General features: G+C 67.8%; 11 protein-coding genes and 2 tRNA genes. 6 read left to right on the top strand and 7 right to left on the bottom strand.

Annotated elements, in window-relative coordinates; all coding sequences use genetic code 11:
- Window positions 1-82: 82 nt before the first annotated feature.
- The 3 genes from nusG to VMD91_13280 form a co-directional block, all read right to left on the bottom strand.
- Window positions 83-688, bottom strand: coding sequence for a transcription termination/antitermination protein NusG (nusG, locus tag VMD91_13290; GenBank protein HTW85036.1), 606 nt, complete (start codon window positions 686-688; stop codon window positions 83-85).
- On the bottom strand, window positions 688-984 hold the full coding sequence (gene secE, locus VMD91_13285; protein HTW85035.1) for a preprotein translocase subunit SecE: 297 nt from the start codon (window positions 982-984) through the stop codon (window positions 688-690). The genes nusG and secE overlap by 1 nt, the downstream gene beginning before the upstream one ends.
- A 22-nt stretch (window positions 985-1006) precedes the next feature.
- Window positions 1007-1082: transfer RNA gene (locus VMD91_13280), tRNA-Trp, on the bottom strand.
- Between the two features lie 338 nt (window positions 1083-1420).
- Here VMD91_13280 and crcB point away from each other — a divergent pair.
- Window positions 1421-1816, top strand: a complete 396-nt coding sequence (crcB, locus tag VMD91_13275) for a fluoride efflux transporter CrcB (protein ID HTW85034.1) — start codon at window positions 1421-1423, stop codon at window positions 1814-1816.
- A gap of 11 nt (window positions 1817-1827) precedes the next feature.
- Here crcB and VMD91_13270 read toward each other — a convergent pair whose 3' ends face one another.
- Complete coding sequence (locus tag VMD91_13270; GenBank protein HTW85033.1) at window positions 1828-1980, bottom strand: hypothetical protein; 153 nt, start codon at window positions 1978-1980, stop codon at window positions 1828-1830.
- Here VMD91_13270 and VMD91_13265 point away from each other — a divergent pair.
- A complete protein-coding gene (locus VMD91_13265) occupies window positions 1979-2164 on the top strand; it encodes a hypothetical protein (GenBank protein ID HTW85032.1) in 186 nt (61 codons plus the stop codon). The two genes, VMD91_13270 and VMD91_13265, sit on opposite strands and share 2 nt — an antisense overlap.
- Window positions 2165-2194: 30 nt before the next feature.
- Here the strand turns inward: VMD91_13265 and VMD91_13260 are convergent, their stop codons facing one another.
- Entirely contained in the window at window positions 2195-3856 is a 1662-nt protein-coding gene (locus VMD91_13260) for a GGDEF domain-containing protein (protein ID HTW85031.1), read from the bottom strand.
- Window positions 3857-3892: 36 nt separating this feature from the next.
- Window positions 3893-3966: transfer RNA gene (locus tag VMD91_13255), tRNA-Arg, on the bottom strand.
- Window positions 3967-4095: 129 nt separating this feature from the next.
- Between VMD91_13255 and VMD91_13250 the strand changes: the two genes are divergently transcribed.
- From VMD91_13250 to VMD91_13235, 4 genes are all read left to right on the top strand, one after another.
- Window positions 4096-5625, top strand: coding sequence for a hypothetical protein (locus VMD91_13250; GenBank protein HTW85030.1), 1530 nt, complete (start codon window positions 4096-4098; stop codon window positions 5623-5625).
- Window positions 5612-6640, top strand: a complete 1029-nt coding sequence (locus tag VMD91_13245) for a TRAP transporter substrate-binding protein (GenBank protein ID HTW85029.1) — start codon at window positions 5612-5614, stop codon at window positions 6638-6640. The genes VMD91_13250 and VMD91_13245 overlap by 14 nt, the downstream gene beginning before the upstream one ends.
- Window positions 6641-6754: 114 nt before the next feature.
- Window positions 6755-8476, top strand: coding sequence for an alpha/beta hydrolase domain-containing protein (locus VMD91_13240; GenBank protein HTW85028.1), 1722 nt, complete (start codon window positions 6755-6757; stop codon window positions 8474-8476).
- A 38-nt stretch (window positions 8477-8514) separates the two neighbouring features.
- A complete protein-coding gene (locus VMD91_13235; protein HTW85027.1) occupies window positions 8515-9018 on the top strand; it encodes a DUF6582 domain-containing protein in 504 nt (167 codons plus the stop codon).
- A 13-nt stretch (window positions 9019-9031) separates the two neighbouring features.
- Here the strand turns inward: VMD91_13235 and VMD91_13230 are convergent, their stop codons facing one another.
- The gene (locus VMD91_13230; protein ID HTW85026.1) at window positions 9032-10699 is read right to left on the bottom strand and encodes a hypothetical protein; all 1668 of its coding nucleotides are present in this window, start codon (window positions 10697-10699) and stop codon (window positions 9032-9034) included.
- Window positions 10700-10813: the final 114 nt, after the last annotated feature.

Raw genomic sequence — 10813 nt, 5'->3', positions numbered from 1 at the left:
GCACACGATGTGCGAGGGCCGCGTCCCCGGCGTGGGTGGTGCGGCGCCGCTCGCCCACCACCATGCTCTCAGAGCGAGTCGCTCAGACCTTCTCGATCTGATAGAACTCCAACTCGACCGGCGTCTCGCGCCCGAAGATCGAGATGAGCGCCCGAACTTTCTCTTTCTCCGGTTGGATGTCGTCGACGATCCCGGTGAAGTCGAAGAACGGTCCCGAGGTGACCTTGATGCGGTCGCCCTTGGCGAAGTCGATCTTGAGCTTGGGCGTCTCGATGCCCATCTGCTTGAGGATCGTCTTGACTTCTTTGTCTTGCAGCGGGACGGGCTTCTCACCCGAACCCGGCGAGCCGACGAAGCCCGTCACGCCCGAGGTGTTGCGCACGACGTACCAAGACGCGTCGTCCATGTCCATCTCGACCAGGACGTAGCCCGGGAAGACTTTCTTCGGGGTGATCTTGCGCTTGCCGTCCTTGAACTCGACTTCGTCTTCCATCGGGACGAGCACGCGGAAGATCTTGTCCTGCATGTTCATCGAGTGGATGCGGCGCTCGAGGTTGGCCTTGACCTTGTTCTCGTAGCCCGAGTAGGTGTGGATGACGTACCACTTCTTGCGGTCGTCTTGCTTCTTGGCCGGGGCGGCGACGGTCGCGTCGTCCGGAACGACGACGGTCGTCTGATCGGTGTCCATCAGCGTGCCCCTCCGGTCAGGAAGGTGAACACCCAACCGAACAGCAGGTCGCAGAGATAGGTGAAGACCCCGACCCCGATGACGAGCGCCAGCGTGAGCAGCGTGGCGCCGACCCACTCTTCGCGCGAGGGCCAGGTAACGCGCCGCATCTCCGAGATGACGCCCTGCACGAACTCTTGCGTGCGCACCGCGTTGGCGGCACGCGCCGGCGTGCGGGACGGAGTCGGACGGCTCGCTTGGGGACGGGACGGCCCCGAGCGCGCTGGCGCGCCGGAGCGGGAGGGGTTGGTCTTCATGATGCCTTGTACCGCAGAAAATTGGCAGGGCGGACAGGACTCGAACCTGCAACCCGCGGTTTTGGAGACCGCTGCGCTACCAATTGCGCCACCGCCCTTAGGGGTTCGGCGAAATGCCGATACCCGAGGATTACTTGGTTTCCCGGTGCGGCTTGTGGCAGCGGCACCAGCGGCAATACTTGCTGAGCTCGAGGCGCTCGCTCGTCTTTTGCCGATTTTTGAACGTGTTGTAGTTACGGCGCTTGCACTCGGTGCAGGCCATGGTGACCATCACGCGGTTTTCTTTTTTCGCCATCGTCGTGTCTGTAGGGGGCCCGGAGCGCCGGGGAACATGAAGAAAACGGACGCGGGGTCCGTTCCAGCGGATAGCATAGCACAGGGTCCGGCCCCTGTAAACCGAAGGACGGGCCGTGCGCTCCCCCTGCCCGTTCGCTCGGTGACCCTCCAGAACGGGCTGCTGGTCGCCGCGGGGGGTGCGATCGGCTCGGTGCTGCGCTACGCGGTCGCGCTGCTGGCGATCGGCCGCTGGGGGCCGGGCTTCCCGTGGGGCACGCTGATCGTCAACGTGGTCGGCTGCTTCGCCATCGGCGCGATCGCCGAGCTGGCAACCGATGGCCTCCTCGGGATGTCGCCGAACGCCCGCCTGTTCCTGGCGACCGGCATCTGCGGCGGCTTCACCACCTTCTCGAGCTTCGGCTTGGACGCGCTCCAGCTGACCCGGGCCGGAGCACTGGCCGGTGCTTTCGCCTACGTGGCCGGCTCGCTGATCCTGGGCCTAGCCGCCGTCTACGCCGGCGTCGTCGCCGCCCGCCTGGTCGTCCCGCACCCCTGAGCGGACCGCCACTAAAGGTCGACCAGCGGGCCCATGATCGAGGCGCGGTCGTCGTCGCGGAATCCGCCGATGGTCGCGACCACGAAGTAATCGGTCAGATCGGCGCGCTGGAGGATCTCGCCCAGGCCGCCGAGCGCGTCGTCGTCGGCGATGCGCCACAGCATGACGACGCTGCGCTCGATCCCGCGCGTCGTGTGCATCTCGGTGACCTGCGACCAGAGCGGCCCGCTCTCGTCGTCCGCGAACGACTCGGCGAGCTGGGCGAAGCGGTCCTCGACCCAGCGTTCGCGCTCGTCGCGCGCGAGCGCGAGCCAGCGCGCGGTCGGGGTCAGCTGGACGATGACGTAGATCGGGGCGGTGGTGATGACGGATCCTCGGTCAGACGGCGAGCAGTGGGGATTCGACGACGCGATTGCGCCCCGCGTTCTTCGCCCGATAGAGCGCCCGATCCGCGCGCTCGACGACGTCCGCCGTCCCGTCGACCGGCCGCGCGTAGGCCACGCCGACCGAGACCGTGACCGGCTTGCCGTCGGCGTACGCGAAGCCGCCGCTCTCGATCGCTTCGCGCAGCCGCTCGGCGACGTGCATCGCGCGCTCGCGCGAGGCGTCGCGCAGCAGCACCAGGAACTCCTCGCCGCCGAAGCGGCCGGCGACGTCGACGCCGCGGATGTTGTCGGCGATGACCTTTCCGATCTGCGCCAAGACGCGGTCGCCGGCTTGATGGCCGAGCAGGTCGTTGATCGACTTGAAGTGATCGACGTCGAGCAGCAGCACCGCGTAGCGGCCGCCGCCGCGCACGTACGCCATCGCCTCGTCGAAGGCGCGCGAGACGCCGCGCCGGTTGGCCAGGCCGGTCAGCGTGTCGATCGTCGCGGCGGTGCGGGTGGCGGTGATCGCGCCGTACTCGCCGAGCAACGGGCCTAGCTCCGCCGCGGCGCGCTCGAACTCGCGCGGCGAGACCAGCGGCGCGTGCTGCGGTGAACGGTACACCAGCAGCGCGCCGCGCAGGCGGTTCTCGCCGTCGCGCGCGGCGTAGACCTGGACGCTGCCCTCGTCGTAGTGCTCGACGACGACGTCCTCGCCGGTCACCTGCAGCTCGAGCAGCACGCGGCCGCCGCGCCGTTCGACTTCGGGCGTGACCGGCGGTCCGAACCGCACCAACCGGGTCCACTGATCGCCGCCGCCGCGCCCGAACGCCGCGATCTCGACCGACTCGCGCACGATGCGCGGATCGACGCTCTCGAGCAGCGAGCGCATCTGCGGCTGCGGGTCGCTGGCGCGCAGCATCGCGTCGACCGCCGCGCGCGAGATCGTCAACCGGTGCAGCCGCGCGTTCGCGCGCGCGAAGCGCACCAGCACGACCGCGAACACGAGCAGCGGGATCATCGTCCCGATCCCCAGCAGCGCGCCGTCGCCGAGGAACACGCGCGCGACCACGTACCCCCATCCCGCTTCCGCGAGCGCGGTCAGCACCGTGCCGCGGTCGGCCAGGTGCCGCTGCCAGACGCGCAGCAGCGAGCGGCCTTGGCGCGCGGCGGTCAGCGGGTCGATCCAGAGCAGGTCGATCAGCAGCGCCGCGGCGGTCGCGATCCCGACGAAGATGCCCAGCGCGCTTAGCGTCGGGGTGGTCGACACGACGCCGCGCAGCGGCGCCGCGACGAGCCCGGCCGCCCACCAGCCGGGAAAACGCAGCGCCGAGGTCAGGATCCGGTCGCTCAGCGAGCGGCGCCGCAGCCCGTCGATGCGGACCAGGCTGGCGACGACGTTGAGCACGGCCGCCCAGAACCAGCCCTCGACCGCCAGCACCGCGATCAGCACCGGGATCAGCAGGCCGACCCGATCGCTCTCGGGCGTCGGACGCAGGCTGCGTTCGAAGTGCGCGGCCGGCGGACGGATCATGCCGAGCGCCAAGGCGACGACGCCGGCCCCGGTCAGGAACGCGAGATCGGCCGGCAGCAGCGCGCGCACCGCCGCCGGACCGCATAGCACGGCCACGACCACCGCTGCCATGAGCGAGGCCGCGCGGACGATACCGTACACGCGTCGTGCGATGACCTGGGCTCCTGGAGGGAAACATGCGCCCGGGCGGACTTGAACCGCCAACCTCGGCCTTAGGAGTGCCTCGCTCTATCCAGTTGAGCTACGGGCGCATCCGGTGTCGGAACTACAGGTCGAGGGCGGAAAACTCCTCATTGCGCACATCACTTCCAATTGGCTCGGATTGGACGGCTGGCCTACGCGGGCGGATGGGTCCACCGGGAAACGGCGAAAGGGCCGGCATGCAGACGCAGACGGGTCACATCCCTCCGATGAACACCGCCCCGCGAGGCTTCTCGATCGAGAACGACCTGCCGGCGGGGTTCGCCGCTTTCTACAAACCGCTGCACGACGCGTTCACGCACCGCCAACAGGCGCTGCTGGCCAAGCGGCACGAGCGGCTCGCGGCCTCGCAGCGCGGCGAGAAGCCGGCGTATCTGCCGCCCTCGGCGGCGCAGGGCGATTGGAAGGTCGAGCTGCCGGCGTGGGTCGCCGATCAGCGCAATCAGATGACCGGGCCCGCCGACGATCACGAGCTGGTCGTCAAGCTGCTCAACTCCGGTTCGCCGGCGGTGATGATCGACTTCGAAGACTCGATGGCGAACGACTTCGCGCGCATCTTGCTGGCGATCGACAACGCGATCGAGGCGTACTACGGCCAGCTCACGTACGTCGACCAGAAGCGCGGCGGCAACACGGTCGCGATCAAGCCGTCCTCGACCGTGCTGTGGACGCGCGTGCGCGGCCTGCACTTGGGACAAGCCGGCGTCTACGACGAGCCGACGTCGGCCGGCCTGTTCGATCTCGCGCTGCTCGTCTACAAGCTCGACTTCACGCGCTTGAAGCACCCGCTCGCGATCTACATCCCGAAATCCGAGTCGGCCGAGGAAGCGCTGTGGTGGCGCGACGTCTTCCAAGCGCTGGCGAAGGCCAAGGGCCTCGACGATCCCTACGCCATCAAGGCGATGGCGCTGGTCGAGGCGTTCCCGTTCGCGTACGAGATCGAAGAGTTCGCGTACAACTTGCGCGATCACATCTTGGGACTGAACCTGGGCCGTTGGGACTACATGGCATCGCTGATCGACTACAATCTCGAAGATCCGAATTGGGTGTTGCCCGATCGCAACACGATCCCGACCGACGTCGGCTTCTTCCAGAACCTGCGCGAGCGTATCCCCGAAGTCTCGCACCGGCACGGCATCTTGGCGGTCGGCGGCATGACCGCGCTCTTCCCCGACCGCGGCGATCCCGAGCTGAACGCGCGCGCGATGGCCGTCCTCGAGAAAGACAAGCAGAACGAAGCGGCGTGTCTGTTCGACGGCGCCTGGACCGGCCATCCGGACCAGAATGCGATCGCGGTCGCCCAATTCCCCAAACCCAATCAAGGGATGAAGCGCAAGCCGGGCGCGAACGCGACGCCGGACCTCTTGCCCTCGATCGCCGGCGTCGGCACGAAGAGCGAAGCCGGGACGCGCGCGGCGGTGCGCACGGTCATTCGCTACCGCCACGGGTACCTCAGCGGCCTGGGCGCCTCACTGCTCGACGGCTACATGGAGGACCTCGCCACCGATCGCATCTATCGGCTGATGATCGCGCAGCGCGTCCGCCACGGCATGCACACGGCGCAGGACGTCTCGCGGTTCTTCGACGAGGAGCTGGCGAAGCTGCTGGCCGAGCCGCAGAACCAGGCCCCGGCGCAGCAGGCGCTGTTCCGCGAAGCGCGTAGCCAGAGCGAGGAGATGATCCGCGCCGGCTACCATGACCCGATCTAAGACCGCACCGACTCGTAAGACCTTCCTGGCCGGTGCCGCCGGAACGTTCGCGTCGATCGCGTTCGTCCGGGCGCCAGCCAGGGCTGCGCAGTTCACCCTCAAGTGGGCACACGCGGTCCAGCTGAACCATCCGCTGCACGTCAACGCGGTGCTGGTGAAGAACGCGGTCGCCAAACGCTCGAACGGGCGCCTGGCGATCGAGATCTATCCGAACAACGTCCTGGGCGGCGATCCGGCGATGCTCTCGCAGGTGCGCACCGGCGCGATCCAGCTCTACTCCGGCTACGGGGGGATCTACGCCGCCGTCGCGCCGCTGGCCGGGATCGAAGGGATCGGCTTCGCCTTCCACGACCAACCGCAGGCGCTGGCCGCCTTCGACGGCCAGCTCGGCGCGCTCGTGCGCGCGGAGATGGACGAAAAAGGGCCGTTCCACACGTTCGCGCGGCCGTGGGTCAACGGCTTCCGCCAGGTGACGACCTCGACCAAACCGATACGCGTCGTCGGCGACATGGCCGGCTTGAAGATCCGCACGCCGCCCACGCACATCTGGACCGACATGTTCTCGGCGCTCGGCGCGGCGCCGACGCCGATCGCGGCCAGCGAGATGTACACCGCGCTGCAGACGCACGTCGTCGACGCGCAAGAGAATCCGTTCACGATCTTGGAGACCTACCGGCTCTTCGAGGTCCAGAAATACATCTCGGTGACCAACCACATGTGGTCGAACTTCTGGGTTGTCGCCAACGCGCAGGCCTGGCAGTCGTTGCCGCCCGACTTGCAGACGATCTTGCACGAAGAGATCGACGCCAAGGCGCTCACCAACCGGCGCGACATGCAGCTTTCCGAGGCCAGCCTGGCCGACAAGCTCGTGCGGCGCGGAATGGTCCTCAACCGCGTCGAGGTCGGGCCGTTCCGTGCCCGGCTCGCGAGTGCCGGCTTCTACGCCAAGGAAAAAGTCGCGTTCGGCGATGCCGCGTGGACCGCGCTCGAGCGCAGCGTGGGCTACTTGGGCTGACTCACCCAGCGGGGGGCGCCCCCGTTTGGTACGCCGGTCGAGGGGATACGATGGGAATATTCTTCCACTTTCCGTCTCACCGGGTGGAGGCGAGTTTCCGCGGAGGGTCCCCTGTTGCATCCCTCGGCTTTTCGGCTCGCGGTCATTTTGGCCGCGACCCTTGGTGTCGTTCCGGCCGCGTGCGGCGGCTCGGGCACGACGCCGCCGCGTAACCTTCCCACCCCGAACCCGGCACTGGCTCTCAAATCGCGCGTCGTCTCGATGACGGTTCTGGGGCAACTGCCGGTCGGCACGTTCAACGGCGTCCCGTACGTCAAGACGTACGGCGTCATCAGCGGCATCATCGATCCGAAAGAAGCGGTCGTGAACATCGGTTCGCAGCCGAAGGACGCGAACGGGATGGTCGACTACACGACACAGTACGAGATCATCGCGCCCGCCGCCGGCTCGGCGCCGGACACCGTGATCCTCGTCGACGCCGAGAACCGCAGCTCCGCGATCTCGCTCGGCAGCCTCAACCAGAGCCCGGCTTCGACCGGCGGCACTTCACCGGACGGCCAGATGTGGGCGACCGGGATGGGCAACGGCTTCTTGCAGAACAACGCGACGGCGTACGGCCGCGTGCAGTGGCAGAGCAGCGCGACGACCAACGGCGACAACACCTCGATCCCCGCCAACGCGCAGGGTGAAGGGCTGGTCGTCGAGCGCGACTTCGGCCGCATGTTGGCCGGCACCACCGCGGCGCCGACCGTCACCGGCGCGACCTATACGCCGCCGACGTTCGCGACGCGCATCTTCACCGGCATCAGCCAGAGTGCATGGACCGTCAACACGCTGCTCGCCGAGGGTTTCAACGTCGATCCGACCAACCTCAAGGCCGTCTTCCAGGGCATGATCCCGATCGACGGGACCGGGAATTGGCTCGCGATCAACAACTTGGGCGCCGCGGCGGGCGCGCCGATGGGAGCGTACCTCGATCCCAACGCGAACGCGGGCGCGTCGCCGCTGAGCGCGGCACAGTTGCTCAGCCGGCCCGGCAGCGATCCGTTCTACATCGACGTCGCGAACTACACCGACTTCTATCGCGTGTTCGCCAGCTTGAGCGACTCGCCGACGTCGATCGCGAACTATCGCCGCTACGACTGGCCCGGGCCGCACGGCGCCAGCGCCGTTCCGGCCGCCGCCAGCGGCGCCGGCGTGTTCGCGCCCAACCCGGCCGTCACGCAAGGCGGCGCGTGCGACGCCGGCGTCTCGGTCGCGACCAACCCGATCGGCTATCAGCCGTACTTCCGCGCGATCTTCCTCGAGTTGGAGAAACAGCTCGGCGTCGCCGCAGCGAGCAGCGCGCCGTCGCTGCCGGCGAGCACGTACTTCACGCTGACCAGCGCGCCGAGCGTGCAGACGACGGTCGTCAACGGCGCGACGCTGAACACGTTCAACGACTCGATCGGGGCCACGCTTCAAGTCCCGGCGCTGGACGCGAACATGTGGCCGCAGGGCGGCGTGCGCACGCCCGACGAGATGTTCCCGCTCGGGCAGCCGACCGAGATCGCTTCCGACGGCGCCCAGGAAGTCTCGCTGCCGCCGGCGCTGACCAACAGCATCTCCGACACCTGTGGGAACACCGGCGTCTTCAACGTCTTCAGCAGCTCGCAGCTGACCACGCTGTACGGCAACCAGGCCAACTACGTCGCCCAGTACGACACGCAGGTCAAGGCGCTGATCGCGGCCGGGTACGTCCTCGCCTCCGACGAGACGTACATGGACACGACCGCCGGGACCCTGTTCGGGTACGCGGTGAACGGGCCGCCGTATAACGGGGGGACCAACTTCTAGGGCTTTGCGAGCCGCCCGTGCTCGGGTACACTGGGGCCATGCGAGCGACATGGCGTCCCCACGAAAAGCACGGGCGGCTCACGACGCAGAGCGATTTGCCCGACAGCGTCTACGCGTTTCCGAAGCAGCGCAAAGAGCCGCTGACCGACGCGCGGCACGTCCGCAACGCGATCGCCCGGCTCGACCAGGTCGAAGGCGTCTCGGCGGCCGATCGTGACCTGGCCTTCGCCAACATCAAGAAGGCTGCCAAGCACTACGACGTCGACCTGAGCGAGACGTCGGCCGCGGACGTCGGCGTGCGGCCTCATAGCGCCCGCGCCAAGCGAGCCGCCGTCGCCGGCCGGGCCCGCGCGCGCAAAGCCGCCGGAACGACCCGCAAGAAGGCGACCTCGACCCGCAAGAAGACCACGGCCACCCGCAAGAAAGCGACGTCCACCCGCAAGAAGGCGACGTCCACCCGCAAGAAGACCGCGACGCGCAAGAAAGCGACGGCGGCGCGCAAGAAGACGACCCGCAAGAAAACCACCCGCCGCAAGGCGTAGCGGGCGTCGGCGGTTACTGGCTCGGATTCACCGCGAGGCCGAGCAGCGAGTTGAGCGGCGTGTACGGCAGCATCGTCGCCGACGACGACGCGGTCACGTAGCCCGGGTACTCCTGGACCGCGCCGCCGCCGCCCCCGTTGGTGAAGTCGCCGACCCACAGGTTTCCGGCGACGTCGACCGCCAGGCCGGTCGGGGCCCAGAACCCGCTCGGGTCATAGGTGTTCAACACGAAGTCCGACGAGTGCGTGCCGAGCAGATAGACCTGCACCTGCGGCACGTCGCTGGCGTCGTTCTCGCCGATGTACATCGTGCCGAAGCGGTCGAGCGCGATCGACTCGTCCGAGTAGCTCTCGCCGCCGCTCAAAGCGAACTCTTGCTCGGGCGTGGTCGAGCCGTGCGGATACTGCACGACCGACGAGTTGCCCAGGTTCAGCACCCACAGCGAGTCGTCGACCGGATCGACGGCGCATGCGAAGGGGCCCACGATGTCGGTCTTGTAGGTCGCCGCGGTCGTCGTCCCGCCGGCCGTGACCATCTCGACCTGACCGTTCCCCGAGTTGCCGTTGCTGTCGGTGAGATAGAGGTCGCCCTCGTGATCGAAGCACGCGCCGCCCGGATTGCTGACCACGCCGCTAATCGTATAACTCGGCGAGGTCGCACCGTTCGTATACACGTCGACCGTCCCGTTGCTGATCGGAATCGCCACGGTGCCGTTGGCGTCCACCGCCAGACCGTCTTCCGCGTTGTTGCCGCCCGGGACCGCGAGCGAGTATTGCGCCGTACCGTTCTCGTCGTAGAAGACGTAGGCCGCGTTGTTGGTGGGGTTGAGGGTGTAGACGACGACGTGCTTGGTCTCGACCGGAATCGCCTCGGTGACCGGCTGTCCGGTGGTGCCGGCGAGGGGAGTGACCGTCGCGATCAGCTGTTCGCTGGTTCCGAACGCGGTGTTCTTGAAGGTGAAGATGTTCTGCGAGGCACCGGTGGCGGGGCCGGTGATCGAAAGTCCCGACGATCCCTGCAGGGAGAGCGACGGTGCGCCCAGCCCGACGATCGGGTTCTGGTCGGCGTCGTACGAGACGACGGCCACACTGAACGACTTGTCGCCGTACGCGATCATGCCGCTCTGCGAACCGACCAGATACCCCGAGTTCGCCAGCGGGGTGACGGTCGCCGAGGCGGCCACGCCCCCCAAGGTCGCGGTGATGACGTTGTTTTCCCCGGCGGTGATCGTGGCGAGGAACGAGGTGTTCGAGAGGTCGTTGCCCACGTAGGGGCCGGAGCCGGTGTTCGGCTGATCGTACGTGTCGATCTCGATGGTGTCGGTCCCGACCGGCGCGGTGAACGAGATCGTGCAGGTGGTCGGCGAGATCACCGTCGGCGTCGTGCAGTTCGGACCGCTGGTCTGGATCGTCTCGGCGACCGGCGTGCCGCCGTTGACGATGATCGCGATCGACTGCGTCGACGGCGAGACGTACTTCGGGACGCGCCTCTGGCTCGTCGTCCCCGCCCCGGGCTTGGTCGGAACTACCAGCTTGAAGGTGACGCTTCGCTCAGCGCCGGTGGGAACGTTCGAGCCGACATGCGGCACCATCGAGGTGGAACCGCGAGAGCCGGCGCAGCCGCTGCCGAGTGCGACCAGACCAGCGATGGCGATGAACCGTGCGACGGAGCGGGAGCGCATGGAGACCTCCGACGGAGCCTCGAAGACAAAGTGCAGTGCTGGCGATCAAACATACGATCGACCGAGGTGGCTGTTCCCCGCTGTACGCCGTCAGGACCGCGTTTTCCGTCGTTC

Source organism: Candidatus Sulfotelmatobacter sp. (genome assembly GCA_035504415.1).
In the GTDB taxonomy this organism is placed as follows: Bacteria; Vulcanimicrobiota; Vulcanimicrobiia; order Vulcanimicrobiales; family Vulcanimicrobiaceae; genus Vulcanimicrobium.
The sequence above is the reverse complement of the archived record's forward strand: the minus strand, read 5'-3'. Positions and strand labels throughout refer to the sequence as shown.

What these genes read in the sequence shown, in the direction of transcription:
- nusG (HTW85036.1), bottom strand. Translation starts at nt 688, where the DNA reads ATGGACACCGATCAGACGACCGTCGTCGTTCCGGACGACGCGACCGTC.
- secE (HTW85035.1), bottom strand. Translation starts at nt 984, where the DNA reads ATGAAGACCAACCCCTCCCGCTCCGGCGCGCCAGCGCGCTCGGGGCCG.
- VMD91_13265 (HTW85032.1), top strand. Translation starts at nt 1,979, where the DNA reads ATGACGACGCTGCGCTCGATCCCGCGCGTCGTGTGCATCTCGGTGACC.
- VMD91_13270 (HTW85033.1), bottom strand. Translation starts at nt 1,980, where the DNA reads ATGCTGTGGCGCATCGCCGACGACGACGCGCTCGGCGGCCTGGGCGAG.
- VMD91_13250 (HTW85030.1), top strand. Translation starts at nt 4,096, where the DNA reads ATGCAGACGCAGACGGGTCACATCCCTCCGATGAACACCGCCCCGCGA.
- VMD91_13245 (HTW85029.1), top strand. Translation starts at nt 5,612, where the DNA reads ATGACCCGATCTAAGACCGCACCGACTCGTAAGACCTTCCTGGCCGGT.
- VMD91_13235 (HTW85027.1), top strand. Translation starts at nt 8,515, where the DNA reads ATGCGAGCGACATGGCGTCCCCACGAAAAGCACGGGCGGCTCACGACG.
- VMD91_13230 (HTW85026.1), bottom strand. Translation starts at nt 10,699, where the DNA reads ATGCGCTCCCGCTCCGTCGCACGGTTCATCGCCATCGCTGGTCTGGTC.